We start from the raw sequence: 26,120 nt of genomic DNA, 5'->3' as shown, positions 1-26,120 counted from the left end.
CCGTGCCCCCGACCATCGACCCCGCCGCCACGGCGTGGCTGTTGACCAGCACCGCGCTGGTCCTGCTCATGACCCCCGGCCTGGCGATCTTCTACGGCGGCATGGTGCGCACGACCGGCGTGCTGAACATGCTGATGATGAGCTTCATCTCCATCCCGCTGGTGACCGTGGTGTGGCTGCTGTTCGGTTACACCCTGGCCTTCGGTGACGACGCCGGCGGTGGATTCATCGGCGGGCTGGAGCATTTCGCGATGACCGGCATCACCCCGGGCACCGTGCGCAGCGGCGTTCCGGAACTGCTGTACGCGACCTTCGAACTGACCTTCGCGATCCTCACCGTCGCGCTCGTCAGCGGCGCCATCGCCGATCGCGCCAAGTTCTCCGCGTGGATGGTGTTCGTACCGGTGTGGGCGCTGGTGGTGTTCGCTCCGATCGCGCACTGGGTATGGGGCCCGAACGGCTGGCTGGCTTCCTTCGGCGTGCTCGATTTCGCCGGTGGTCTGGTGGTCGAAATCGCTTCCGGCGCTTCGGCTCTCGCCTTGGCGCTGGTATTGGGACCGCGGATCGGGTTCAAGGTGGACGCGATGCGCCCGCACAATCTGCCGTTCGTGTTGCTGGGCGCCGGACTGCTGTGGTTCGGCTGGTTCGGCTTCAACGCCGGATCCGCGTTCAAGGCCGACGGACTGGCCGCCGCGGTCTTCCTGAACACCTTGGTCGCGGGCTGTCTGGGCATGCTCGGCTGGTTGATCGTGGAGCAGATCCGCGACGGCCGCCCGACCACCTTCGGCGCGGCCTCCGGCGCGGTGGCCGGTCTGGTCGCGATCACGCCCTCGTGCGGTTCGGTCAATGCCCTCGGCGCGGTGATCGTGGGCTTGGCGGCCGGTGTGGTCTGCTCCTTCGCGGTCGGCTGGAAATTCAAGGCGGGCTACGACGATTCGCTCGATGTGGTGGGCGTGCACTTCACCGGTGGCGTGGTCGGCACCCTGTTGATCGGTGTGCTGGCGAACCGGGTGATGACCGGCGGATCGCGCGGGTTGTTCTACGGCGGCGGACTCGCCCAGCTCGGAAAGCAGGCGGTCGGCGTCGTTGTGGTCGCGCTGTGGGCCTTCGGCGTCTCCTATCTGATCGGCAAGGTCATCGATCGCGTGATGGGCTTCCGGGTCAGCAAGGAGGACGAGGTCGGCGGCATCGACTTCGCCCTGCACGCCGAGACCGCCTATGTCGAGGGCGTGCACGGCCACGCCCCGCGCGGGCTGTTCGGTCATCATCCGCACAACGGCGGTGAGCGACCCGCCGGTGACGGGGATCGCTGACACCGATCCCGGCTCTCCTCTTGCGGCCAGCTAGGGTAACGGCGTTACGCTAACACCGTTACCCAATGCCGGCCGCCCGAGGAGCACTCATGCTGACCCGCATCGCACGGCTCGCCACCCGGTACCCGAAACGGGTGCTCTTCGCCGCTCTCGCCCTGGCGCTGCTCTGCGGCGGCTTCGGCGCCACGGTCACCGCCCACCTGCAAGCCGGCGGATTCACCTCCGACAAGGCCGAATCCACCCGCGCGGCACAACTGGTGGCCGACGAGTTCAACGGCGCCCAGCCCAATCTGGTGCTGCTGGTGCACGCCGACGAGGGCGTGGAGTCGGCCGCGGCCCGCTCGGCCGGCGCCGACATCGTCGCCCGGCTCGGCAGTCGCTCCGACACCGTCGGCGTCCGCTCGTATTGGACCAGTCCACCGCAGCTGGCCGCCGCACTGCGCAGCACCGACGGTAAGAGCGCGTTGGTCATGGCCTATCTCACCGGGGGCGACGACAAGGCCCAGCGCGCCGCCGGTGCGATCGCGAGCTCCCTGCCCGTTTCCACGCCGGGTGTCACCGTGCAGTCGGGCGGAATCGCCGCTGTCTACCACGATGTCAACAACCAGGTCACCAAGGATCTGGCGATGGCCGAGGGCATCGCGGTCCCGCTCACCGCGATCGTGCTGATCCTGGTGTTCGGCAGCGTGATCGCGGCCTCGCTGCCGTTGGCGGTCGGGATCTTCGCGATTCTGTGCACGCTCGCGATCCTGCGCAGCTTCACCCTCTTCACCGATGTGTCGATCTACGCGCTGAATATGACCACCGCGCTGGGACTGGCCTTGGCGATCGACTACAGCCTGTTCATCGTCAGCCGATACCGCGAGGAATTGGCCGCGGGGTCGAGCCACGAGGCCGCCGCGGTGCGCGCGGTGCAGACCGCGGGACGCACGGTGTTGTTCTCCGCGCTGACGGTCGCGCTCGCGCTGGCGGTGCTCAGCGTCTTCGACATGTACTTCCTGAAGTCGTTCGCCTATGCCGGGGTCGCGGTGGTGGCGGCCGCGGCGATCGCCTCGATCGTGATTCTGCCCGCGGCGCTGGTGTTGCTCGGGGACCGGATCAATTCCTGGAATCTGCGGGTGGCGATCCGGAAACTGTTCGGCCGCACCGAGCCCGCACCGCGACCGGAGCACGAGTCCGGCTGGTATCGCACGGTCACCTGGGTGATGCGGCGGGCGTTGCCGGTCTCCATCGCGATCATCGCGGTGCTGCTCGCGGTCGGCGCGCCATTCCTCGGGGTGAAATTCGGCTATCCCGACGACCGGGTGCTGCCCGCCGGATCGACCAGCCGCGCGGTCGGCGACGAGTTGCGGGCGGAATTCCCCGCCGTGAACTCCGGAACCGGGACGACGATCGTGCTGCCGGGTGCGCCGAGTGAACCCCAGGCGATCAGCGGCTACGCCACGGCGCTGTCGAAGGTCGACGGCGTGAACGCGGTGCTGTCGAGTAGCGGCGTCTACGTGTCCGGCGCCCGGATGGGCGGTGCCGCGCCGGGGATGGCCGGCGACTCGGGCCAATATCTCACCGTCACATCGACATTCGATCCGTACTCCCAACAGGCGAAGGATCAGCTGCAGGCATTGCGCGATGTGCCCGCGCCCTCGCCGGCGCTGTTCGGCGGTGCCGCGGCGATGAACATGGACTCCCTGCACGCCCTGGGAGAACGGCTGCCGCTGGCGATCGCACTGATCGCACTGGCGACCTTCGTGGTCCTGTTCCTGTTCACCGGCAGCGTGGTGCTCCCGCTGAAGGCCGTGGTGATCAACTCGCTGTCGCTGACCGCGATGTTCGGCATGATGGTGTGGATCTTCCAGGAGGGGCATTTCTCCGGACTGCTCGGCTTCACGCCCACCGGCTTCCTGGTGCCCACCATGCCGATCCTGATGTTCTGCCTGGCCTTCGGGATGTCGATGGACTACGAGGTGTTCCTGCTCTCCCGCATCCGCGAGGCCTGGCTGGCTTCCGACCGCACCGCCGCCGACAACGACCGTTCGGTGGCCATCGGTGTCGCCCGGACCGGTCGCATCGTCACCGCGGCCGCCCTGCTGATGGCGATCGTGCTGGGCGCCATGATCACCGCGAAGGTGTCGTTCATGCAGATGTTCGGTCTCGGTCTCACGATCACCGTGCTGGCCGACGCCACCGTCATCCGCATGCTGCTGGTTCCGGCGCTGATGCGGCTGATGGGCCGCGGAAACTGGTGGGCCCCAGGCCCCTTGGCACGCTGGCACGAGCGGTTCGGTCTCACCGAACATCCCACGCCCGCGACGCCGGAGCGCGCCGCGGAACCGGAACCGGCGGGGCGGCCGTGACACGTTCGAGCCGTCCCCGTTCCGCCCGCGGCTCCGGTACCGAGCTGCGCGCCGAAATCCTCGCCGCGACACGAGAGTTGCTGGCTCGCACCGGCAATGCCGATTCGGTGTCGATCCGTGAGGTCGGCAAGTCGGTGGGCGTCACCGCACCGTCGATCTACCGCCACTTCGCCGACAAGGACGACCTCATCGATGCCGCGGTGGCGGAGGTGTTCGAAGATCTCGACGCGGCCATCGGCGCCGCGAGCGACCCGACCGTCTCGCCCATGTCCCGGATGCGTCAGCAGGGCCTGGCCTATGTGCGCTTCGCCTTGCAGCATCCCGGTCAATACCGAGTCGCCACCGCCGCCTCACCCGGCGAAGGCCCCTCCGCGGTGGACGTGGTGCTGGGTAGTGGTGCGTTCCAACGGTTTTCGCAGACGGTACAGGAGGCGATGGACTCCGGCGTGATCGCGCCCGGCGACCCGATGCCGCTGGTGCTCGAACTCTGGGCCGCCGCCCACGGCATCGCGTCGCTGCTCATCGCCAAACCCCATCTGCCGTGGGGCGACGCCGAAGCCGTCGCCGACCGGGTCATGGCGGCGGCCTGCCTCGGGCATGCGGTCCTGGACGTCATCGGCGGGGAAACGCCGGATCCCGACGAGGGTGCGCGGTGGTTGGCGCAGTTGCGGGAGCAGGGATAGGCCGACCGCTCACGCCGACCGGATTCGGCCGCCGGTCACGACACCGAATCCGACGGCGAGTTCCAGGTGTTGCACATCCAGGTGCGGTTGTTGTCGTGTCCCTGGTCGTACCACGCCCCGTAGTGGTCGGGCGTGCCGTGATCGCGCATATCGCCCGCTCGGTCGCCGCGACGATAGTTGGTCTGACGAATCCTTCCGACCTGATCGGTGGTGAGCGAGCCGACGAATTGCGATGAGCCTACCCACATTCCGCCGAAGCACTGCGCTTCCAGCTCCAGGCGACGCGACAACTCCAATCCGACCGCGGACCGCACCCCCGCGTCGTAGCGATCCTTGTTCTCCTTGTCGGAGATGCCGGAGATCCCTTGTACGTGATGTCCGTACTCGTGTGCGAACACCGAGGCGTAAATCTCGGCCTGGTCGCCGAATTGTTCGACCTGCAGGTGATCGAGCGGCATATAGATCGTGTTGTTGGTCGAGCAGTAGAACGCCGCGTAATTGCCGCCCGAACTGGTGCAGGGCGAGACGGCGTCCACACCGCGCGCGGGCACGCTGACCGTCGGACTCGAGAACGGCAGGTTCGCCGCCTGCAGGACCGGCTGCCACATCCGGTCCAGGCAGTCCTTCTCGGCGTTGAAGAAGGCGGTGGCGGCCGCGACACTCGAACCCCAACGCGGATAACCGCATTCGATATTGATCAGGCCGGAGTCGTGATCGCCGAACAGCGGATTGTTCGCGGTGGCGACAACCGGTTGCGGTCCGGCCGGTTTCGTCGACGTCGGCGCGGCACGCGTGGTTCGCGTCGCGGCCCGGGTGGTGGTGGCGCGAGCCGAGGTGGAGTAGGTGGTGACCTCGGAACTGGACGCGGTCGGGTCGCTCGTGCTCGTGGCCCACGTCGGCGTCGTATACGTGAAACTCGGCGCCGACGTCGAATACGACGACGCCGACGAATTGTCACGACCTCCCATGGTCGCGAACGCGACCAAGCCGCCGACCACCACGAAGACGAACAGCACGGCGAAGACCGCACCGACCGCGCCGCCACCGGACCTCGGCGGCGGATAGGGACGGCCGTAATAGCCGGGCGGCGGCAACGGCGGACCGCCGTACGGACCGACCGGATACGCACCCGGCGGCGGCAGCGGCGCACCGTACGGTGGTCGCGGACCGGGCGGCGGATACCCCGGCGGCGGGCCGTATCCGGGTGGTGGTCCGTACCCGGGCGGGCCGTAAGGCGGGCGCCCGTGCGGCGGAACACCGTGCGGCGGTGGGTATCTCGGCGGTTGCGGCATGGCGGATCAGCTCACCTGTCCGGACGGCGCGATGAAGGTGTTGCAGGGCGCGGTCGCGTTCTTGTCGAATCCGGTGCTCCACCAGTCGCCGGCGTGTTCCGCGGTGCCGTGGCTGCGCATATCGCCGGCGCTGTCACCCCGGCCGTAGGCATCCTTGCGCGCGGACTGCGCCTGCACCGGCGTCAGCGACTTCCCGCCTGCCGAGGACGCGAAGTACATGCCGTCGAAACAGTTGGCCTGCAATTCGATTCGCCGGGAGAGGTCGAGCCCCTCGTCGCTGTAGAGGCCGGTCTGGCGGCGTTGTTTGTTGGCCGCGCCGAGAATCCCGGACAGCGCCTGGATGTGGTGACCGTATTCGTGGGCGAAGACCGAGAGGTAGATCTCCCAGTGATCGTGGAACATATCCGTCTGCAGCTGACTGATCGGCATGTAGATGGTCTGATCCGCACCGCAGTAGAAGGCCGCGAAATTGCTGCTCGATCCACTGCACGGCGTGGTGATGCCCGAAGTGCTCGCGGTGACAACGAGTTTCGGCGGGGTGAAACTCAACTTCGCCTGCTCCAGCACCGGCTTCCAGGCGTCGGCCAGACAGGCTGCGGCGCTGTCGAAGAACGCGCGCGCGGCGTCGACCTGCGTGCTCCACGGGGTGTACGGACAGCGCGCCGGATTCAGCGGCGAACCGGGATCGGCCAGGAGCGGATTGGCGCCGGTCTCGGGGACGCCCGCGGAATCCTTTCCGGGCGGCGGGTTGTAGCTGTAGTTGCCGTGTTCTCCCGTATGTGAGGCAGCGTCGAATCCGGTCCGCACGGCGAAGCGGATGAGGCCCGAGGTGACGATCAGCAGCACCACGACGACGACCGCGCCGAAGCCCCCGCCACCTCGCTTGCGCGGAGGAGCGGAGCGCGGACCGGCCGGACCGTACGGCCGCGGCGGTGGCACGGGTGGACGATGTCCGGGCGGCGCGGACGGTCGATAACCTTGTCCCGCAGCGTATCCGGGATGTCCGCCGTAACCCGGAGCGGCGGGGTACGGCGGAGGCCCGGCGGGCGGTGCGTAACCTGCATAGCCGGGCGGCGGATATCCGGGCGGTGCCGTGTGGCCGTACCCCGGCGGCGGTCCCGGACGCTGCCGGCCGCCCGGAGCATGGGGTGGAACCGGCCGTCCGCCCCGCGGATTCGGGCCGTGCCCGTAGGGTGGTCGACTCACTCCCCCACTCCCCCTTGTCCGTTCCTCATCCGGCGACAGCCACCACTCTCCGGCGACAGCCGCCGACGCAGAATAGCAAGCCGCCGGATTCGCGACGCCTGCTCGCACAATGGCCCACCGCTAAGCTACTGCCCCATGCTGATCTTTCGGGGGGGCGCGTTCGGCGCTCTGTTGTTGATAGCGGCCGGGCTGTTCGCCGCAGCACCGGCCGCGCGGGCACAGGAGCCCGCGGGTGTGTCGATCATCGCGGATGTCAAACTCAGCGAGGCCGGTCTGCTCGAGGTGGCGGAAACCGTGAAGGTACCGCCGGGTGGTCAGTTCCACATGGCGTTGCCGTTGCGGGTGGGACGCGACGACGGGAGTGAACGCCGTTTCGGTGTGACCGACATCTCCAGTACCGGACCGGGTTCGGCGAAGGTGGCGGGCGATGTGTTCAGCGTGGACGCGCCGCCGGGGGAGTCGTCGTTCAAGTACACCGTGCACGGCACGGTCAGCGATGCGCCGGGTACGCAACTGTTCCATTGGACGGGGGCCCTCAACACCGATGTCGCCTCGTTCGACGGTTCGGTGATCAGCCCGAGTTACCGGATGGGGATCGCCGACTGCACGGTCGGCTCGGTGGGTAGCACCCGCAAATGCAACGACGCCCGCGTCGAACCGGACGGCGTGCTCACCATGCACGAGGAGAATCTGCACAAGGGCGACATTCTCGATGTGACCCTGCAGGTACCGCCCGGCACGGTGAAGGCCAACGCCGATATTCGCGGCGGCCGCGGGACGGGCGCCTTCGCCGTCACCGCACCGGTGCTGATCGCCTTCGGTGTCCTGCTGGCGGCGCTGGCCGCCTTCGGCGCCTATCTGGCCTGGGCTCGCCGCCAGGACGCCGCGGCCCTGACCGCCACCGGAACTCTGGATCCGGTGCAGCGCAACGGAAACCACAGCGAATTCGTCTCTCCCGACGGCATTTTGCCCGGTGAGGCGGGACTGTTGCTCGACGGCTCCGCCGATGCCGCCGATATCGCCGCCACCGTGGTGGATCTGGCGGTGCGGCGCTATCTGTGGATCGCGCCGGTGAGCGATTCGGACTGGCGCATCACCCGGGTGAATCCCGTCGACGATCAACTGCGCAGCTACGAAAAGCACGTCTATACGACCCTGCTGCCCGAGGGCGCCGACTCGGTTCTGTTGTCGGAACTGCGGGCGCCGGGTCGCGTCGCCGCCGAGCCCGTACGCTCCGCGCTGCGCCGCGACGCGCTCGAACGTGGCACGCTGATCGATCACGATCGGCGGGGACTCGCCTTCTGGATCGGCGTCGCGCTGCTGGTGATCGGGGTGGGGGCCACCGTCGGCCTCGCCGTCGCCGGCGGATATGCGCTGGTCGGCGTGGCCATCGCGCTCGGCGGCGCGGCCATGCTGCTACTCGGCCGGTATCTGCCGGCGCGGACCGCCGCGGGCCGCGCGCTCGCCACACAGGTGAAAGCTCTGCAGAACGGTCTGGACGCGCAACGGCCCGATCAGATCCCGCCGGCCGATCGCGAACTGCTGTTCTCGCGGGCGCTACCGTTCACGATCATCGGTGGCCGGGCCGACAACTGGATCCGCACCTTCCGCGATGTGGATCCCGGGGCCGATCGTCAGGCCGGGCTCTACTGGTTCGGCGGCTTCGATCGCGACCGGAATCTGCACCGGTTCGCCGGGCATTTCCCGTATTTCATCACCGCATTGGAGGGGCTTTTCACGACGGCGGGTCGCTGACCCGCCGGATGACCTCGTAGGCCGCCCGAGGGGTGGTGCGGCCTTCGGCTACGGCGGGCAGCAACCCGACCAGCCCCCACGACAGGAATGTGGTCTCGGGCTCCGCGCTGCCCTGGCCGGCCAGGATCTCGGCGAACATCTGCTGGGTGCCACGCACGACGACCATGGTGCTCTTCGGGCCGAGCAGCGCCCGGTAGACCTCGCGATGCCCCTCGGCCAGTTCGATGATGGTTCGGATCGGGTCACCCGAGCGGCGGGCGAGCGCCGCACGCAGGAATTCGGTTCCACTGACCACGAGCAGGTCGTCCTTGCTGCGGAAGTGGGCGTAGAACGTCGAACGGCCGACATCGGCGCGGTCGAGGATGTCCTGCACGGTGATCCGGTCGTAGGGGCGTTCGATCATTAGCTCGATCAGGGCGCGATGCAGCGTGCTGCGGGTACGCCGGACGCGGCGGTCGTTATCGGACACTGTGCCTCCGGGTGTGCGGAAACGAACGGTTTCGATGCTTTTGCCTCTGGTGGGAGCAGCCGCTTCACCAGATCATGAACACATGTTCCGAATCGAACAAGACCCCCAGGGCATTTTGATCACCAACCCGCGCGGCTACAGCGCGTTCACCACCGTCTTCTTCGGCGGCAGACGCCGACGACACGCGGCCGCCCTCGCCGCCGCCAGTGGCGCGGAACCCGGCGGACGCGCCCTCGATATCGCCAGCGGCCCGGGCACATTGGTGTTCGCGCTGGCCGACCGGGTCGGACCCCGCGGTGAAGTCGTCGGTATCGATGCCGCCCGCGAGATGGTCGAGTACGCCACCGCCCGGTCCGGCAACCGGACGAACTGCCGCTTCGAGTACGGCGTGGCCCAGTCGCTGCCGCTGCCGGACGCTTCGTTCGACGTCGTCACCTGCACGTTCGGGATGCATCACATTCCCGAGGCGGATCGTGGGAACGCCTTGTCGCAGATGTGGCGGGTACTACGGCCGGGTGGACGGGTTCTCCTGGCCGATATGGCGCCCGTGGGTGTGCACGGGCGGCTGACGAAGCTGCTCAGCAGGCATATGGATCCCACCGAGATCGATATCCGGCGGTATCGGAATCCCTTGGAGCAAGCGGGATTTCAGGACTTGGAGTATCGGACGGTGCAACCGTCGACAGGTGTGCTGACCGGCGTCAAGCCCGCATAGGGCCACAGCCACGGCCGGGACGGTGGACCCGCCCCGGCCGCCGAGTCTTCGCTCGTGGACTCGGCCGCCGCTCGTCTGCTCAGCGCGAGCGCCCGGGTCCTCAGCGCGAGCGCCCGGGTCCTCAGCGCGAGCGCGTTGCCCGGCGCAGCGCCGACAGCGGATCGGCGTAGCAGACGCTGAGTGAGGTGACGGCCGCGGCATGCTCCTGAACCCGCCCGCCGAATCGGCTGATCCGCAGATCCGCCGGGGCGAGAGTGGTGGCGCGACCGAAGGCCTGCACGACTCGTTCGAGTCCCGGCCGGTAACCGGTGAAGGCCTGTCCGCCCAGCACCACCCGATCGGGATTGAACATGTCGCGCACCAGAGCCGCGGTGTTGCCGAGGATTTCGGCCCGCTCGAACAGCATGTCGCGAGCCGGGACGGAACCCTGTTCGGCGGCACGGTACAGCTCGGCGATCACCGGTTTCCGCGGCGCCTCCCGCTTCGGCACGATGCCGGCGCGCACGGCGCGAGCCAGCACGCCCGCCTCGCCGACCGTGGCTTCCAAGCAGCCCCGCCGGCCGCACGAGCAATCGATATCGGATCCGGTCGGCAGATGCGCGATCGAACCCGGGCCGTTCGCCGGGGTATAGACGCGATCGTGCAGCGTGACCGCGACACCGACCGTCTCCCGGCCGTAGATGTAGAGGCTGCTGCCGGGCCGGTCCTGGGCGCCGGGACGATCCGGCGCACCGGTGGTGAGCAGCAGTTCGGCCGCGGCCATCGCCTCCACGTGGGCGGCGACCGAAACCGGCAGGTCCAGCACGGTGGCGAAGATCGGGCCGACCGGCGCCGACTGCCAATCCAGGCGGGGATGATCCACGACGCCGGCGACGGGATCGACCCGTCCGGCCAGCGCCACACCGACCCACAACGGCCGGCGCCGCGGTAATCGGTCCAGGAAGGCCTTGGCGCTGCGCGCGATGATGGTGATGGCCGCCTCCTGCGCGGCCTGCGGGGTGGCGATCTCCAACCCGCCGAGAATGCGGCCGGACAGATCGGCGGCCACGATCCGGGTGAGATTCGCACCGATATGGACGCCCAGTGTGGCGAAGCGGTCGGTATCGACCTCGAACGGCACGCGCGGGCGTCCGACCGCACCGGATGCGGTGAGGTCGGCGCGCTCTCGCAACAGTCCGGACGAAAGTAGCGCCGACACTTGCCGATTCACGGTGGCGATGCTCAAACCGGTTGTCTGAGCGGCGTTGTCGCGGAAGATGGGTCCGCGGGTGGCGGCACGCAGCACAGCGGCCGCCGGGTTGTCGGTGATCCGCAATTCCGGCGGCACCACCGGCCGCGGCACACTGCGTACCGGCCGCGGACGAGAAGGGGAAGACTGTCGTTCGAGGATGGGGCTCGTCATGGGGCGAAGTCCTTGTCGAAAGTCTCGTGAAGAGACGACTACATCGGCAACAAGGCAGCGAGAAGGGCCCGAAAAGGGTCGACAGACGGACGACTGGAGCGGTCTCAGCTGCGCGGCCGGGAACAACACAGTTCCCGCTGCCGCGGCAGCCGCACACCGAGCGCCACGGTCACATAGGTGACCCGTGCGCGGTTCGAACGGCTGGTGGACATGTGGAAAACGGTAACACCCCGATTCCGCGCCGCGCCAGCGAACGGTCACGGCACATATTGCGCTCACACTGATTCGAATGCGGGCCCGCATCGCCGCAGGTGGCGCATTACCTTCGATCGCCCGGATTTCAGCAGGTCCGACGCTCGGGCGGGCGGCGGATAACCGCACGCCCGGCCGGCGCCGCCCATGCGGCCGGCGCTCCCGCCCGGGCCCCGCCGTTACGCTCGGAAACCGCAGGTCACAAGCGTGAGGAGGTGGAGATGACGGCCGATCCGGTACCCCTGCGTCAGCAGCACGGGTCCGCTGCCGACCACCCGGCTTCCGGGGCGGAGACTACGGCGGCAGCCGGCGCCCGCACCATCCGCAAGGCGGATCGGGCCCGACAGGTGGCCGATGTGCTGCGTCAGCAGATCCACACCGGCCAGTGCTGCGACCCGCTGCCCACCGAATCCGAACTCGCCGCGGAATTCGCCGTCTCCCGCAACGCGGTGCGCGAGGCACTGGCACTGCTGCGCGACGAGGGCCTCATCGGCCGTGTCCCGCGAGTGGGAACCTATGTGGCGCAACGCAAATACGATCACGGCCTGGACAGCCTGCGCGGCCTGAAGGAAACGCTGCGCGGGCACGGCGAGGTGCGCAACGAGGTGCGCGCGGCGGTGCGCCTCACGCCACCGCCCGCGGTTGCCAACCGGCTCGGCCTGGCGCCCGGCGAATCCGCGGTCTACCTGGAGCGGCTGCGCTACCTGGGTGATCTGCCTCTCAGCCTGGACCACACCTATCTGGCGCCGGACATCGGCGAGCGGGTACTCGACTGCGATCTGCGGTCGGAGGACATCTTCGGGCTCATCGAACAGATCAGCGGCCAGTCGCTCGGTTCGGCCGATCTGGCGGTGGAGGCCATCACCGCCGACATCCACAGCGCCGCCACCCTGCAGGCCCCCGAGGGCAGCGCACTGCTGCTGCTGGAACGTCTCACCTATCTCGCCGACGGGCGCCCGGTGGATCTCGAGTACATACGCATGCGTGGTGATCGGATCACCCTGCGCGACAGCCTGATTCGCACCACGGAAAGCAACGATTGGAGGCTGAGCCGCCATGGCGTCGGTCAATCAGCGGGCTGATGTCCCGGTAACCATCGACGAATCGCTGTGCATCGAGGGATGCACGCTGTGTGTGGAGATCTGCCCGCTGGATTCGCTGGCGATCAATCCGGACAACGGCAAGGCGTTCATGCACGTCGACGAGTGCTGGTACTGCGGGCCGTGCGCGGCGCGCTGTCCCACCGGCGCCGTCACCGTCAATATGCCGTATCTGCTGCGCTGAATCGCGCAGCGGAATCTTTCAGTGGCCGCCCTCGGCCCGATTTCGAGGAAATACCATGAAGTACCGTCGTGGCCGCATACTGGCCGCCGCCGCCCTGATCGCCACCCTGGCCGCCGGATGCTCGCTCGAGCAGACCGGATCCGGGGACACCGTCCGGGTGGTCGTCGGCTATCAGTCCAAGACCATCAATACCGTCACCGCCGGAACGCTGCTGCGCGCCAAGGGTTTCCTGGAGAATCGCCTGAACGGCCTGACCGCGAAGGGCGGCCCGAAATATCAGGTCGAATGGCAGGACTACGACACCGGCGCGCCGATCACCGCGCAGATGATCGCGGAGAAGATCGATATCGGCTCGATGGGCGATTACCCCCTGCTGATCAACGGTTCCCGAACCTCCGCCAGTGAGCGTTCGGCCACCGAATTGGTCTCGATCACCGGCTACCAGCCGCGGGGTTCCCTGAATATGGTTGTCACCGCGCCGAATTCGACGGCGATGTCGCTGTCGGATCTGGCGGGCAAGAAGGTGTCCGCGAGCGTCGGCTCCGCCGGTGACGGCACTCTGCGCCAGGCTCTGAGCCGCGCGAACATCGACCCCGCGCACGGTGTGGACGTGCTCAACCAGCAGCCGCAGATCGGCGCGTCCGCATTGGAATCCGGCCAGGTGCAGGCGCTTTCGCAATTCGTGGCATGGCCCGGCCTGCTCGTTTTCCAGGACAAGGCCAAGCTGCTCTACGATGGCGCCGAGTTGAACGTGCCGACATTCCACGGTGTGGTGGCACGTCGTGATTATTCGAAATCCCATCCCGAGGTGCTCGATGCATTCCTGCAGGCGCAACTTGACGCCACCGATTTCCTGCACGCGAAACCGCTCGAAGCCGCGCAGCTGGTCGCTGACAACTCCGGACTGCCGGCGGAGGTCGTCTACCTCTACAACGGACCCGGGGGAACCTCGTTCGACACGCCCCTGAAGCCGCAGCTCGTCCAGGCGTTCAAGGGTGATGTTCCGTATCTGAAGTCGATCGGCGACTTCGCCGATTTCGATATCGACAAATTCGTCGACGACGCCCCATTGCGGAAAGCCTTCGCCGAACGCGGTGTGAATTACGAGGCGGCCGTAGCGAACTTCGCCGATCCCGCGCCGATCACGGGCACCGACCCGAGCACCGGTAAACCGGTCTCCGATGCGGCCCTCGCCGGCGAGATCTGGTTCGACGGCCAGGCTGCCGCACAGCCCGCGGGCAACCCCACCGACCTGCTGCGCGCGGTGAAAGCCGCACGGGCGCAGGGGAAGAAGATCCGCGCCGCCTACGTGCCGGATGCGGAACTCGGCACTCGCTGGTTCGCGGACAAGGCGCAGTGGGTGCGCGAGGGCGATACCTACCTGCCCTTCATCACCCCCGGCGCGGTGCAGCGGTATCAGGCCCGCCACCCCGGTGCGGTCGCGGTGAGTTACGACCAGGCCATCGGTGAGGTGCGGTCGTGAGCGCCACCACCATCCCGGTCGACGCCGGCGCTCCGGACATCACCGCGGCACGGGAAACCACTGCGCCCGCCGGACACCACGGCACCGCAGGGTTGTGGGGCTCGCGGCTGGTTCGGGTGGCCTCCATCGTCATCGCGCTGATCGCCTGGCAAGTGCTGACCGCCAACCATCTTCGGCTGTGGGTTCGCTTCGATACGCTGCCGACGGTCACCCAGATCCTGCACCGGCTGCGGGTACAGGTGCAGACCGACACCTTCTGGCTGGACCTCGGCCAATCATTGATCCGCATTCTCAGCGGCTTCGGGCTGGCCGCGGTGATCGGTGTCGCGACCGGGGTGGCACTGGGGCGTTCACGCTGGTTCGCCGACATCTTCGGACCGCTGACCGAGTTGGCCCGCCCGATTCCGGCGGTCGCGATCGTGCCGGTGGCCATCCTGCTGTTTCCCACCGACGAGGCCGGCATCGTGTTCATCACCTTCCTCGCCGCCTACTTCCCGATCATGGTGAGCACCCGGCACGCGGTGCGGGCACTGCCGACCATCTGGGAGGAATCGGTGCGCACGCTGGGCGGTAACCGCTGGGACGTGCTGGTGCGGGTGGTGTTGCCGGGCAGCCTGCCGGGCGTGTTCAGCGGGCTGTCGGTCGGGATCGGCGTCGCGTGGATCTGTGTGGTTTCGGCCGAGATGATCTCCGGGCGCCTCGGCATCGGCTACCGCACCTGGCAGGCATACACGATCGTCGACTATCCCGGTGTGTTCGTCGGCATCATCACCATCGGCGTGCTGGGCTTCGCCACCTCGGCGGCCATCGAATTGCTGGGACGGCGCGCCACCCGCTGGCTGCCACGTGCCGGGGAGGTGACGAAATGAGCTCGAGCGCAATGGGTTTGCGACTCGATCGGGTGGACCTTCGCTACGGTGGCGCACCTGTGCTGGACGGGCTGACACTCGATATCCGCGCGGGCGAGATCCTCGTCCTGACCGGGCCGTCCGGATGCGGGAAATCCACGGTGCTGCGCGCTCTGGCCGGCCTGCTGCCGCCCCGCTCCGGACGCGCGCTCGCGGACGGCGACGCGATCACCGGGCCCTCCCGCGATCGGGCGATGGTGTTTCAGGACAATGCGCTGTTGCCCTGGCGCACTGTGCGTTCCAATATCGAGCTGGCGTTGAAGTTGCGCGGGGAGCCGCGGGCTACCCGTCGAGCGCAGGCCGAGCGCTGGATCGAGGAGGTCGGGCTCACCGGTTTCGGCGACTATCTGCCCAAGAGCCTCTCGGGCGGTATGCGCCAGCGCGTACAACTCGCGCGCGGGCTGGCCGGGGCGCCGCGCGCGGTACTGATGGACGAGCCGTTCGGCGCTCTGGACACTCCGACGCGAATGACCATGCAACGACTTCTGATTCAAACCTGGCAGACCCATCCCGCCACGGTCGTCTTCGTCACCCACGACGTGGACGAGGCGCTGACCCTCGGGGACCGGGTCGCGGTGCTCGGCGGCACCGACCGTGCCCTGCATTCGCTGATCGCGGTGCCGAACCCGCGCGGCAAGGACGTCGATCGCAGTGCCGAGCGTGCCGAAATCCTTGCCGCTCTCAATCGTTCGCCGCGGTCGGCCGCTGCCTGAGCCGCCCCGACTATTCACCTCCCTGGAGTGCGCTGATGAAGATTCCCGAGCTGTCCGACACCGTGCGCCTGGACTGCGATGTGCTGGTGATCGGCGGCGGAACCGCCGGCACCATGGCCGCGCTCACCGCCGCGGAGAACGGCGCGAACGTGCTGCTGCTGGAGAAGGCGCACGTGCGTCACTCCGGCGCGCTGGCCATGGGCATGGACGGCGTGAACAACGCCGTCATCCCGGGTAAGGCGGAGCCGGAGGACTACGTCGCCGAGATCACCCGCGCGAACGACGGAATCGTCGACCAGCGCACCGTGTATCAGACCGCGACCCGCGGTTTCGCCATGGTGCAACGGCTGGAACGCTACGGCGTGAAGTTCGAGAAGGACGCCTACGGCGAGTACGCGGTGCGCCGCGTGCACCGCTCGGGCTCCTATGTGCTGCCGATGCCGGAGGGCAAGGACGTCAAGAAGGCGCTCTACCGCGTCCTGCGGCAACGCAAGATGCGGGAACGGATCCGGATCGAGAACCGGCTCATGCCGGTGCGGGTCCTCACCGACGGCGGTCGCGCGGTCGGTGCGGCCGCGCTCAACACCCGGACCGGGGAGTTCGTGGCGGTCGGCACGAAGGCGGTGATCCTGGCGACCGGACCGTGCGGCCGGCTCGGGCTGCCGGCGTCGGGCTATCTGTACGGCACCTACGAGAATCCGACCAACGCCGGCGACGGGTACGCGATGGCCTATCACGCCGGCGCGGAGTTGTCGGGTATCGAATGCTTCCAAATCAATCCGCTGATCAAGGACTACAACGGGCCGGCCTGCGCCTATGTCGCGAACCCCTTCGGCGGATATCAGGTGAATGCCGCCGGTGAGCGTTTCGTCGACTCGGACTACTGGTCCGGGCAGATGATGGCGGAGGTGAAGCGGGAGATCGAGTCCGCGCGCGGGCCCATCTATCTGAAGGTCTCGCATCTGCCCGAGGAGACGCTCGACGCGCTCGAGGGCATCCTGCACACCACCGAGCGACCGACCCGGGGCACCTTCCACGCCAACCGCGGCCACGACTACCGCACCCACGACATCGAGATGCATATCTCCGAAATCGGTTTGTGCAGTGGACATTCTGCCTCCGGAGTGTGGGTGGACGAACACGCGCGCACCACGGTCCCGGGGTTGTACGCGGCGGGCGATCTCGCGTGCGTACCGCACAACTACATGATCGGGGCGTTCGTCTACGGGGATCTGGCGGGCGAGCACGCGTCGTCGAGGCTTACGGAAGTGCCTGCGCCGCAGACTCTTCCGGATGATCAGCTGGCCGCGGCGCACGAACTGATCTACCGTCCGCTGCGCCATCCCGACGGCCCGCCGCAGCAGCAGGTCGAATACAAGTTGCGTCGTTTCGTCAACGACTACGTCGCGCCGCCGAAGACTCAGACCAAACTGTCGCTCGCGTTGGAGACCTTCGAGCGGATGCGGCAGGAGATCGCCGAGATGGGCGCGGACACCCCGCACCAACTGATGCGGTGCGCCGAGGTCGATTTCATCCGCGACTGCGCCGAGATGGCGGCCCGGTCCTCGCTGACCCGCACCGAATCGCGGTGGGGTCTGTACCACGACCGCGCCGACCTGCCCGAACGCAACGACGAGGAGTGGCGCTACCACCTGAACCTGCGCAAGGGCGCCGACGGCGAGATGGAATTCCTGAAGCGCCCGGTCGCACCGTATTTCGTGCCGGTGCCGGAATGGGAGGATCTGCCTCGCGCCGAGCTCGAGCCGGTCGCGGTGGCGCAGCCGGAACTGATCGCCGGCCCACCCCGGACCGGAGCATCGGCAACCGGCGCCGAACCCCGTCCCGGAATCACGATCCCCGCCCCCACCGACGACTCCGCCGCACCCCGGATCGCGCTCCTGCTCGGGCTGGACAGTCCGGCGGCCGCCGAGCTGCGTGACTATCTGGACGACAGCGACCCCCGGGTGCGAGCCACCGCGCTCTCGGTGCTGACCGAGGGCACTCCGGACGGATTCGCCGATGCCCTGATCGCCGCGCTCGGCGACCACGACGCCGGCGTTCGCGCCGCTGCCGTCTCCGGCCTGCGCGAGCTGATCGAAATCCTGCCTCCCGCAGGACAATTGACCGCACACGCCGAATCGTCCGACCCGCTCGTGCGAGCCGCGGTGGTGGATCTGCTGCGCGCCCAGCGCCGCGGCTCGGCGGACCTGTTCGGCAAGGCCGTGGTGGACAGCGACCACCGCGTGCGCATCGAAGGTGTGCGCGCCCTGGTCTCCCTCGACGACTGGTCGGCCCTCACCGCCGCCGCGTTCGACGAGAACCGGGAGGTCCGGGTGGCCGTCGCCCGCGGCCTGGCCGAGGTCGGCGCCGGCGGCGCCGACACGATCCGTGCCCTGGTCGACGACCGGGATCCCCTGGTCCGCGCCGCCGCCCTCGCCGCCCTGGCGCGGCTCGGCGATTCGTCCGATGCGGCGATTCTGACCGCGGCGCTGAAGGATTCGGCCTGGCAGGTGCGCGAGGGCGGCGCCCGCGGCTGGGCCGGACTGGGCCCGCACGCCGCGTCCGAGGCGCTGGAATCCGCCTTGACCGACCCTCATCCGGACGTCCGCAAAGCCGCCGTCCTGACCCTCTCGCATTGGCCCGACCACGCGGCCGTCCGAACCGCCCTCCAGGTGGTACTCGCGGATACCGACGCCGACGTCCGCGCCTACGCCCGCCGCACCCTGGAGGCGGCGTGAGGCGGAGGGCAGCGATTCGTCGCGTCGCGCGGGGACTCGGCCTGCCTTCACAGTTCCCTCAGAAAGCCGGTCTACGCTCTGCGCAATTATCGGTCGACTCAGCTGAAGGAAACTGATGGCCAGGATTGCCAGGAACCTTCGCCACGCCGCCACGCTGATCGCAGCATCGGTCGGGGTAGGCGCCGCATCCATCCCGTTCACCGCGCACGCGGCTCCGCTGCCGACTTTTCCGGTAGGCGCACCCGAATACACCGTGGATGTGAACACCCCGGCCGCGGCGCCCGGCTACATCTACTACAGCAACGGTGTCAGTGCGGCGGCGCTGGTTCCGGGGGCGGGTAAGGCGCTGTCCGCCGTTCCGGCTACCGCTCCGGCGAATATCGTGGTGGACAAGGCCGGGCATGAGGTCTGGCGCTACACGCCTCCCGCCGGACAGGACGTCTCGAACTTCCGCACCCAGAAGTATCAGGGCAAACGGGTGCTGACGTGGTGGCAGGGCGGCACCGTCGGCGGGCACGGCTCGGGTGCCGACTACATCGCCGACGAACACGGCAACGTTATCGAAACCCTCGATGCCGGTGGCGCTCCCAGCGATGTGCACGAATTCCGCCTGACTCCCGACGGCCGAGCGCTGATCACGTCGTACCAGGAGGTGGACGCCGATCTGTCCGCGATCGGCGGCCCGAAGAACGGCAAGATGTACGACACCGTCGCCACGGTGGTCGACGTGGCCAGCAAGCGAGTTCTGTTGCGCTGGAGCGCCGCCGAGCACGTCCCGCTCACCGACACCACCACCCCCGGCAAACTTCCCGGCAGCGACACCTACGACCCGTACCACATGAATTCGATCGCGCTGGATCCCGACGGCAATCTGGTGATCTCGATGCGCGATACCTCCACCGTCTACGACGTCGACATCCGCACCGGTGCGATCAAATGGCAACTCGGCGGCAGGCATTCGACTTTCGATCTCGGCCCCGGCGTCGAATTCGCATTCCAGCACGATGCGGAATTCGCCGACCCGGATACGCTGCGCCTGTTCAACAACAACTCCAGCGGCTTCGAGACACTGGGCGTGTCGAGTGTGCAGTGGATCCACCTGGACCTCGACAACCACCGAGCCACATTGGTGCGCAACCAAACCCACCCCGCCGGCCTGACCGCCTTCGCCATGGGCGACGCCCAGCCGCTCCCCAACGGCAACACCCTGGTGGGCTGGGGCATGGCACCGCATATTTCAGAATTCACCCCGACCGGCGACATGGTCTACGACGCCCGGTTGCCGCTGGGCACCTACCGAGCCTTCCCCGCCGACTGGGCACCGAACTGAGGACGACATCGCCCCTCGGCGAGTCACTCCCGGCGAGCGGTCATGCGCTGGCGAGCTTCTCGTTCACCCATTTGTTGACACTGATCCCGCGCTCGGTGGCCTCGATGGTCAATCGCCGGTGCATGTCGGCGGATGTGCGAACCAGGAACTGGCCGCTGTACGTGCGATCGGCCAACGGCACCGGCACCGCCTCGCCGTTGGCCTCCAGGTCCGCTACAGCGAATTCCACCAGGTCAGCGATACCCCGCAGCGCATCGAGGGGATCGCCGTCCAGATGTGACAAAGACGGAAATTCGAGACATGTACCGGCCCACTCGCCGTCCTCGGGAGACCACATCACGCGGTACGAGTAGTGGTTCACCATGCCTCCTTCTTCGCGATCGCGGCCAGAACCTGCCTGACCTGGTACGACTTCGCCTGCGCGCCACCGGCCTGGATATTGACGCGGGGATCTCCCGGCCACGGCATCGAAAACACGTAGTGGCTTCCACGCTGTCGGTAACTACCGAAATGGTGCTCGCACACCGTGAGTAGATCGGCGAAACGAACATTGGATGGGTTGGCAGCCATCCTCTGGACCAGCTTGTCGATCTTCTCCTCGGTCGTCATATCGCGGACGATATCGCATATGATATCACTCGGTAGTCGACTTACGCATAGCGGCAAAGGCCGGCTGAATCGAAAGCCCCGTCTCCGTTCGTTATATTCGATCTGTGCGCCCTGCTCGACGGGGTTGCGCGGTTCGTACGAAGGGGGCGGGGTGGCGACGTGAACGCATCCGATAGCTACCACACACCGGGCGGGGCGGCCCGATGAGCAGTGGTCAGGTGCACGTCGATCCGGACAAAATCCGCACACATGCGAAAAATGTTCAGGGCGTGAGTGATTCACTGCACGTGGCGCTACAGGCCGGTCAGGCCGTCTCGGTGCCGACCGACGCCTTCGGGAAGTTGTGCTCGTTCCTGCCGCCGCTGTTCGTCGACACGGTCGAAGACGGCGGACTGCAGGCGATCAAGACCGCCGCCGACGCGTTGAACGCGGATGCGGGCACGCTCGGCCAGGTCGCGACCTCGCTGCAGAGCACCGATTCGGCGAATGCGAGCGAGCTGGCTTCGGTGAAACCCGAGGCCACCTGGTGACGACGGAAGCCGACAACCCGCTGATCGCCCAGCGGGAGGATTCCACGAAGTCCTACACCGGCATCGGAATCGCCGAATCGGTTGCCGACGTGCACGATGCGATCTCCTCCGGATCGTGGGTCGACGGCGGCCTCGCCGTGCTCGGCGCAGGGATGGAGGCCGTGTCCTTGGCGGTCGATCCGATCGGCACGCTCGCCTCCTACGGCGTCGGTTTCCTGATGGAGCACGTGAAGCCGCTGCAGGAAGCGCTGGATTGGGTGGCCGGCGATCCGGATACGGTGCAGGCGTATGCCAAGACCTGGGAGAACGTCTCTACCCACATCAAGCAGGTCGCCGACGATCACAAGAAGTCCGTCGATCAGGACGTGGCCGACTGGGTCGGCAGCGCGGGGGACGCCTACCGAACCCATGCGGCCGAGACGAATTCGCTGCTGACCGCGGCATCGAATGCGGCTTCGGCGGCCTCGTCGGCGATCGCGATGGCCGGCGGCGTGGTGGCGTTCGTCCGCCAGACCGTGCGCGACCTCATCGCCCAGGCCGTGGGCCGGCTGGCCGCGTGGGCGGCCGAAGAGGTGTGCACGCTGGGCGTGGCCACCCCGTTGGTGGCCGCGCAGGCGACCACGTTCGTGGCGAAGGTACTGACCACGATCGCCAAACTGTTCCGCAAGCTCGCCTCGACCTTCAAGAAGCTCACGCCCCTGCTGCACAAGCTCGAGGGTGCATGGGAAGACATCATGAAGGCACTGAAGCGCGGGCGCGGCGGCACGCATATCGACGGCGCGAAACCGCATACGAAAACCACTGCCGGCGATACGCATCCGAGCTCACACAAGCCGGACACGCCGAACGAACACGGCAAACCGCACGACGACGGCGCCGATACGCACAGCACCTCACACGACGGTTCCGGCGATCCGGACGACGGTTCGACCGGTAAACCCAGGAACGACCCGCATCAGCAAGCGGACAAGGATCAGGGCAGCGGCACTCATGCCGCGGAATCCGGGCCGGAGAATTCTCGCACCGAGAAGCAGGTCACCGGATGTGGTGATCCGGTCGACGGGGCGACGGGTGAATTCCTGCTGCCGGAAACGGATCTCGAACTTCCCGGGGTGCTGCCGCTGGAGTTGCGGCGGCGCCATCGCTCCGACTACCGGTTCGGCCGCTGGTTCGGGCCCTCGTGGTCGGCGACGCTGGATATCCGGATCGTGGTCGAGTCCGCGACCGTCACCTTCATCGGTGACGACGGCATCATGCTCGCCTACCCGCATTCCGAACCCGGCGATCCCGTCCTGCCGCTGAACGGTGAACTGCGCTGGCCCCTGGTGCGCACCGACACCGGCGGATATCGCGTCAGCGATCCGGACCGCGAGCTGAGCTGGTGTTTCGAGCCCGAGGCCACGCTCGAGGGACTCGACGTGCGATTGGGCAACTACGCGATCAGCGCGATCGTCGACCGGCACCACAACCTGATCCGATTCCACTACGACAGCGACGGGTCACCGATCGAGGTTTCGCATTCGGGTGGGTACCGGGTCCGGGTGGAGACCGGGGCGGGGCGGGTCACCGGGCTGGTGGTCGTCGGCCGCCACCACGCCGCCAACGACGAAACCTCCACTCCGGTCCGGACTTTCATTTACGAAGCGGGCGCGCTGGTAGGTGTCACCAACGGGGTCGGCGCGACCACGACCTACACCTACGACACCGAGCAGCGGATGACGTCGTGGACCGATTCCAACGGCAACTCCCTCACCAACACGTACGATCCGGCGGGTCGCGTCGTCCGCCAGCGCGGCACCAACGGCATCCTCGACGCCGATTTCGACTACTTCACCTATCCGGACGGCAGCGGGACCCGCACCACGGTCACCGATTCCACCGGCGCGGCCACTATCTACGACTTCGACCCGGACCACAAGCTTCGCGATGTGATCGACCCGCTCGGCGGACGGATCCACACCGACTACACCCCCGATCGCAAGCCGCTGCGCGTCATCGCGCCCAACGGGGGGATCACGTACTACACCTACACGCCCGACGGTGATCTGGCCAAAGTGGTTCGGCCCGACGAGAAGTCCATCACCATCGGCTACGCGGCACACAACCGGCCGACCGTGATCACGGACGCCGACGGTTCCACGCGGCAGCAGGAATGGGACGCGCACGGCAACGTGGCCGCCACCGTCGACGAAGCCGGACGCCGCACCGCATTCGACCATTCACCGAGCGGTGCGGTGACGTCGGTGATCGAATCGACCGGCGCGACAACGGTGTTCGACGTCGATGCAGCGGGCCTTCCGATCGCCGTCACCGACCCGTACGGCGCGGTCACGCGTATCGAACGCGACCACTTCGGGCGCCCGGTCGCCGTCACGGACGCACTCGGCGGCATCACTCGCCACGAATGGTCGCCCGAGGGCAAACCGCTGCGCCGCACCGACCCCGACGGCTGTTCCGAATCGTGGACATGGGACGGCGAAGGCAATCTTCTCACCCACACCGACCGCGCCGGCAACGTCACCTTCCACAAATACGGCGCCTTCGACCTGCTCGCCTACCGCACGGACCCCGATGGCACCAGCACCCTCTACACCTGGGACACCGAACGCCGCCTCACCACCGTCACCAACCCCCTCGGCGACTCCTGGACCTACAGCTACGACCGGGCCGGACGACTCGCCGCCGAAACCGACTACAACGGCGCCACCACAGCCTACGAACACAACCCGGACGGCACCCTTGCCGTCGTCACCACCCCCACCGGCGTCCGCCGCTACCACACCCACGACATCCTCGGCCGCCTCACACAGATCCGTTGTGACACCGGCGAATACCAGCTCTACACGCACGACGAGGTGGGGCGCCTCCGCACGGCGATCTCCGGCGTCGGCCACGACCGCACCCACACCCTCGAATTCGCCTACGACCCTGCGGGCAACCTCGCCTTCCAACGCGTCGACGACCACCCGCCGATGCGCTTCGAACACGACGAACACGGCCGCCGCACCTTCCGCCGCAGTCCCACCGGGGCTGTGACCAGCTGGGGTTACGACCCCGCCGGCCGCGTCACCTCCATGACCATCGACGGGCATCGGGCGACCTTCTCGCACGACGCGCTGGGCCGCCCGACCGGATGGTCCCTGGGAAATCTGGTTGTGGAGCAAACGCTTTCACCGGTGGGCCAGGTATTGAGCCGCCAGGTCGCGGCGCGGGCACCGCAGGTCCCCGGGTCGGCGGGACCTCCGATGTCCGGTCAGCGCCCGGGCGAGGCATCGTTTCCTGTACCTGGCCCCGGCGCACCTCCCGTCACCGATCATGGCCGCTTGATTCGCCGCGACGACTACACCTGGCGCCCCGACGGCTACCTCACCACCCAAACCACCCACCGCACCGGCACCGCACCCCAACACCGCACCTACACCCTCGACCCCGCCGGCCGAATCACCACGATCACCGACAACGGCCGCCCCACAGAGCATTACAGCTACGACGCCCTCTCGAACATCACCAGCACCCTGCCACCGTCGACCACCCCCGCATCCCTCCCCACCACCCACGCCCCCGACGCATCGACACCGCTACCCGACCACACCCCGAACGGCCGCCGCGAATACCGCAACAACCTGCTGATCCGCAACGGACGAACCCGCTACTTCTACGACGCGGCCGGGCGGTTGATCCGGAAGGAAGTAACGCGGCTATCGCGGAAGCCGGACATCTGGCACTTCCGATACGACGGGTTCGATCAGCTGACGGATGTTTATACGCCAGGGAAGGAGTGGTGGCGGTATACGTACGACGCGGTGGGGCGGCGATTGTCGAAGCAGCGGCAGACTACAGATGGCGGTCGATTCCTCGAAAGAACCCATTACACCTGGGACTCAACGTATTTGATCGAACAGACGTGGGTCGGGTCGCAAGAGCGAGGTGCCGTCACCACCTCCTGGAGGCACCACGCTGGGACGTACACCCCTCTGTCACAGACTATTCAAGGAGATTCCGCCCACAGCGGGCTTTGCGCCATCACCACCGACCTCGTCGGCTCGCCTGTCGAGCTCATCGATCTCGTCGCCGTGGAGACCGTGGGCATAGCTACCGCCGATCTCTGGGGCCGCACAACATGGCGCGGCACTACGCAGACGTTGCTTCGTTTCCCCGGACAGCTATATGACCACGAAACCGGCGAACATTACAACTACCACCGGTACTACGACGCAGAGGCAGGACGCTACACGGCGCCGGATCCGCTGGGTCTCGAGCCGTCCGCGAACCCGATGGCTTATCCTCACAACCCCCTCACTTGGTTGGATCCTCTCGGGTTGCGTTGCAAGAACAAACAGATACATCTGTACCGGGCCGTGTTGGACAAAGAACTACAGGACATCAAGGCCAACCGAGGGTTCTCCAATCCTCGCGGGATAGAAACGAAGTACTTCGCCTTTTCAGAAGAGGGCGCAAATGCGTATGCACGCGGCATGTACAAGGCTTTTCCGCACGAAGGCCCGTATACTATCGTGCGAACGACGATTGATGCCCACCTGATCCCTGAGAGCGCCTTCATCGAACATCTCGCCGATTCCGGAGTCGGCGAGGGGATTGCTCTACCGACCGAAATTCTGTCACAACTCGGCAGGCCTAGGATACTACCTCACGGTTTGGTAGGAGGATGAAAATTGAAGTTCGTTATTTTCGCGCCGTACGAGAACGCGTTGGTAGAAGCGCGAGCCGCACTGCGTAACATGGACAATGTGGAATTCCGCGTCGGGGCCATGCCCGAAGCAACCCGCAGCTGTGACGCTTTGATACTTCCAGGAGTGTTTGCCCATGACCGATACGGTGGGCGCACAGATACCGAACGGGCGCAGATTCTTGTCAACACGACTGGCGACGTCGCGCCAGAGTTCATTGTGGCAACGCCGAGTTATGCTCCATATTTCAAGGGCAGTCATCCCGCACCGGAAGAATCTAAGCTGAGCGAAATACTGGATAAATGCATTGCCGTCATCAAGAACTCGGCTGGGCATTCGATAAGCACGGTTGCAATACCGCTGGAGTCGATGGGGTTCGAAGGGATGGACAAGCGGCTT

General features: G+C 67.2%; 21 protein-coding genes. 15 read left to right on the top strand and 6 right to left on the bottom strand.

What is annotated here, in order from left to right:
* Window positions 1-2: 2 nt before the first annotated feature.
* The 3 genes from NN2_RS05475 (at window position 3) to NN2_RS05465 (ending at window position 4,347) form a co-directional block, all read left to right on the top strand.
* The gene (locus tag NN2_RS05475) at window positions 3-1,313 is read left to right on the top strand and encodes an ammonium transporter (RefSeq protein ID WP_063011062.1); all 1,311 of its coding nucleotides are present in this window, start codon (window positions 3-5) and stop codon (window positions 1,311-1,313) included.
* Window positions 1,314-1,402: 89 nt separating this feature from the next.
* Window positions 1,403-3,664 (top strand): MMPL family transporter, encoded by a 2,262-nt coding sequence (locus NN2_RS05470; protein WP_063010981.1) that lies wholly within the window; start codon window positions 1,403-1,405, stop codon window positions 3,662-3,664.
* Complete coding sequence (locus NN2_RS05465; protein ID WP_063010980.1) at window positions 3,661-4,347, top strand: TetR/AcrR family transcriptional regulator; 687 nt, start codon at window positions 3,661-3,663, stop codon at window positions 4,345-4,347. The genes NN2_RS05470 and NN2_RS05465 overlap by 4 nt, the downstream gene beginning before the upstream one ends.
* A 35-nt stretch (window positions 4,348-4,382) precedes the next feature.
* On the opposite strand, the gene NN2_RS05460 is transcribed toward NN2_RS05465, so the two are convergent.
* Complete coding sequence (locus NN2_RS05460; protein ID WP_063910684.1) at window positions 4,383-5,639, bottom strand: neutral zinc metallopeptidase; 1,257 nt, start codon at window positions 5,637-5,639, stop codon at window positions 4,383-4,385.
* 6 nt (window positions 5,640-5,645) lie between these two features.
* Complete coding sequence (locus NN2_RS05455) at window positions 5,646-6,578, bottom strand: neutral zinc metallopeptidase (RefSeq protein ID WP_063010978.1); 933 nt, start codon at window positions 6,576-6,578, stop codon at window positions 5,646-5,648.
* A 402-nt stretch (window positions 6,579-6,980) separates the two neighbouring features.
* Between NN2_RS05455 and NN2_RS05450 the strand changes: the two genes are divergently transcribed.
* Window positions 6,981-8,600 carry a DUF2207 family protein gene (locus NN2_RS05450; protein ID WP_063010976.1) on the top strand — a complete coding sequence of 540 codons (1,620 nt, stop codon included), beginning with the start codon at window positions 6,981-6,983 and terminating at the stop codon, window positions 8,598-8,600.
* Here the strand turns inward: NN2_RS05450 and NN2_RS05445 are convergent.
* On the bottom strand, window positions 8,581-9,069 hold the full coding sequence (locus NN2_RS05445) for a TetR/AcrR family transcriptional regulator (RefSeq protein WP_231983200.1): 489 nt from the start codon (window positions 9,067-9,069) through the stop codon (window positions 8,581-8,583). The genes NN2_RS05450 and NN2_RS05445 overlap by 20 nt on opposite strands.
* A gap of 82 nt (window positions 9,070-9,151) precedes the next feature.
* On the opposite strand from NN2_RS05445, the gene NN2_RS05440 reads away from it, so the two are divergent.
* Window positions 9,152-9,784: a class I SAM-dependent methyltransferase gene (locus NN2_RS05440; protein WP_063910683.1), complete on the top strand. Its 633-nt coding sequence runs from the start codon at window positions 9,152-9,154 to the stop codon at window positions 9,782-9,784.
* 121 nt (window positions 9,785-9,905) lie between these two features.
* Here the strand turns inward: NN2_RS05440 and NN2_RS05435 are convergent, their stop codons facing one another.
* Window positions 9,906-11,186, bottom strand: coding sequence for an ROK family protein (locus NN2_RS05435; protein WP_063010974.1), 1,281 nt, complete (start codon window positions 11,184-11,186; stop codon window positions 9,906-9,908).
* 473 nt (window positions 11,187-11,659) lie between these two features.
* On the opposite strand from NN2_RS05435, the gene NN2_RS05430 reads away from it, so the two are divergent.
* From NN2_RS05430 to NN2_RS05400, 7 genes are all read left to right on the top strand, one after another.
* The gene (locus tag NN2_RS05430; protein WP_082856758.1) at window positions 11,660-12,520 is read left to right on the top strand and encodes a GntR family transcriptional regulator; all 861 of its coding nucleotides are present in this window, start codon (window positions 11,660-11,662) and stop codon (window positions 12,518-12,520) included.
* Window positions 12,495-12,722 carry a 4Fe-4S dicluster domain-containing protein gene (locus NN2_RS05425; RefSeq protein ID WP_030516520.1) on the top strand — a complete coding sequence of 76 codons (228 nt, stop codon included), beginning with the start codon at window positions 12,495-12,497 and terminating at the stop codon, window positions 12,720-12,722. The genes NN2_RS05430 and NN2_RS05425 overlap by 26 nt, the downstream gene beginning before the upstream one ends.
* Window positions 12,723-12,777: 55 nt before the next feature.
* Complete coding sequence (locus NN2_RS05420; protein ID WP_063010973.1) at window positions 12,778-14,205, top strand: ABC transporter substrate-binding protein; 1,428 nt, start codon at window positions 12,778-12,780, stop codon at window positions 14,203-14,205.
* 38 nt (window positions 14,206-14,243) lie between these two features.
* Entirely contained in the window at window positions 14,244-15,074 is an 831-nt protein-coding gene (locus NN2_RS05415; RefSeq protein WP_063011053.1) for an ABC transporter permease, read from the top strand.
* Window positions 15,071-15,826, top strand: coding sequence for an ABC transporter ATP-binding protein (locus tag NN2_RS05410; RefSeq protein WP_063010971.1), 756 nt, complete (start codon window positions 15,071-15,073; stop codon window positions 15,824-15,826). Before NN2_RS05415 ends, NN2_RS05410 begins: the two co-directional genes overlap by 4 nt.
* Before the next feature lie 35 nt (window positions 15,827-15,861).
* Window positions 15,862-18,564, top strand: coding sequence for a fumarate reductase/succinate dehydrogenase flavoprotein subunit (locus NN2_RS05405; protein WP_063010969.1), 2,703 nt, complete (start codon window positions 15,862-15,864; stop codon window positions 18,562-18,564).
* Between the two features lie 115 nt (window positions 18,565-18,679).
* The gene (locus NN2_RS05400; protein WP_063010965.1) at window positions 18,680-19,894 is read left to right on the top strand and encodes an arylsulfotransferase family protein; all 1,215 of its coding nucleotides are present in this window, start codon (window positions 18,680-18,682) and stop codon (window positions 19,892-19,894) included.
* Between the two features lie 40 nt (window positions 19,895-19,934).
* Here NN2_RS05400 and NN2_RS05395 read toward each other — a convergent pair whose 3' ends face one another.
* Complete coding sequence (locus tag NN2_RS05395) at window positions 19,935-20,258, bottom strand: type II toxin-antitoxin system HicB family antitoxin (protein ID WP_063010963.1); 324 nt, start codon at window positions 20,256-20,258, stop codon at window positions 19,935-19,937.
* Window positions 20,252-20,503 (bottom strand): toxin HicA, encoded by a 252-nt coding sequence (locus NN2_RS05390; RefSeq protein WP_063010961.1) that lies wholly within the window; start codon window positions 20,501-20,503, stop codon window positions 20,252-20,254. The genes NN2_RS05395 and NN2_RS05390 overlap by 7 nt, the downstream gene beginning before the upstream one ends.
* Before the next feature lie 203 nt (window positions 20,504-20,706).
* Between NN2_RS05390 and NN2_RS05385 the strand changes: the two genes are divergently transcribed.
* From NN2_RS05385 to NN2_RS36930, 3 genes are all read left to right on the top strand, one after another.
* On the top strand, window positions 20,707-21,033 hold the full coding sequence (locus tag NN2_RS05385; RefSeq protein ID WP_063010959.1) for a type VII secretion target: 327 nt from the start codon (window positions 20,707-20,709) through the stop codon (window positions 21,031-21,033).
* Window positions 21,030-25,703, top strand: coding sequence for a DUF6531 domain-containing protein (locus NN2_RS05380; RefSeq protein WP_063010954.1), 4,674 nt, complete (start codon window positions 21,030-21,032; stop codon window positions 25,701-25,703). Before NN2_RS05385 ends, NN2_RS05380 begins: the two co-directional genes overlap by 4 nt.
* A 3-nt stretch (window positions 25,704-25,706) precedes the next feature.
* The coding region (locus NN2_RS36930; protein ID WP_156511223.1) for a hypothetical protein at window positions 25,707-26,120 on the top strand (414 nt) is incomplete at its 3' end.

Source organism: Nocardia nova NBRC 15556, from assembly GCF_001613005.1.
Lineage (GTDB): Bacteria > Actinomycetota > Actinomycetes > Mycobacteriales > Mycobacteriaceae > Nocardia > Nocardia nova.
The sequence above is the reverse complement of the archived record's forward strand: the minus strand, read 5'-3'. Positions and strand labels throughout refer to the sequence as shown.

Coding starts and splice junctions, on each gene's coding strand:
- NN2_RS05450 (WP_063010976.1), top strand. CDS start 6,981: ATGCTGATCTTTCGGGGGGGCGCGTTCGGCGCTCTGTTGTTGATAGCG.
- NN2_RS05385 (WP_063010959.1), top strand. CDS start 20,707: ATGAGCAGTGGTCAGGTGCACGTCGATCCGGACAAAATCCGCACACAT.
- NN2_RS05435 (WP_063010974.1), bottom strand. CDS start 11,186: ATGACGAGCCCCATCCTCGAACGACAGTCTTCCCCTTCTCGTCCGCGG.
- NN2_RS05410 (WP_063010971.1), top strand. CDS start 15,071: ATGAGCTCGAGCGCAATGGGTTTGCGACTCGATCGGGTGGACCTTCGC.
- NN2_RS05420 (WP_063010973.1), top strand. CDS start 12,778: ATGAAGTACCGTCGTGGCCGCATACTGGCCGCCGCCGCCCTGATCGCC.
- NN2_RS05390 (WP_063010961.1), bottom strand. CDS start 20,503: ATGACGACCGAGGAGAAGATCGACAAGCTGGTCCAGAGGATGGCTGCC.
- NN2_RS05400 (WP_063010965.1), top strand. CDS start 18,680: ATGGCCAGGATTGCCAGGAACCTTCGCCACGCCGCCACGCTGATCGCA.
- NN2_RS05430 (WP_082856758.1), top strand. CDS start 11,660: ATGACGGCCGATCCGGTACCCCTGCGTCAGCAGCACGGGTCCGCTGCC.
- NN2_RS05460 (WP_063910684.1), bottom strand. CDS start 5,639: ATGCCGCAACCGCCGAGATACCCACCGCCGCACGGTGTTCCGCCGCAC.
- NN2_RS05405 (WP_063010969.1), top strand. CDS start 15,862: ATGAAGATTCCCGAGCTGTCCGACACCGTGCGCCTGGACTGCGATGTG.
- NN2_RS05440 (WP_063910683.1), top strand. CDS start 9,152: ATGTTCCGAATCGAACAAGACCCCCAGGGCATTTTGATCACCAACCCG.
- NN2_RS05470 (WP_063010981.1), top strand. CDS start 1,403: ATGCTGACCCGCATCGCACGGCTCGCCACCCGGTACCCGAAACGGGTG.
- NN2_RS05395 (WP_063010963.1), bottom strand. CDS start 20,258: ATGGTGAACCACTACTCGTACCGCGTGATGTGGTCTCCCGAGGACGGC.
- NN2_RS05425 (WP_030516520.1), top strand. CDS start 12,495: ATGGCGTCGGTCAATCAGCGGGCTGATGTCCCGGTAACCATCGACGAA.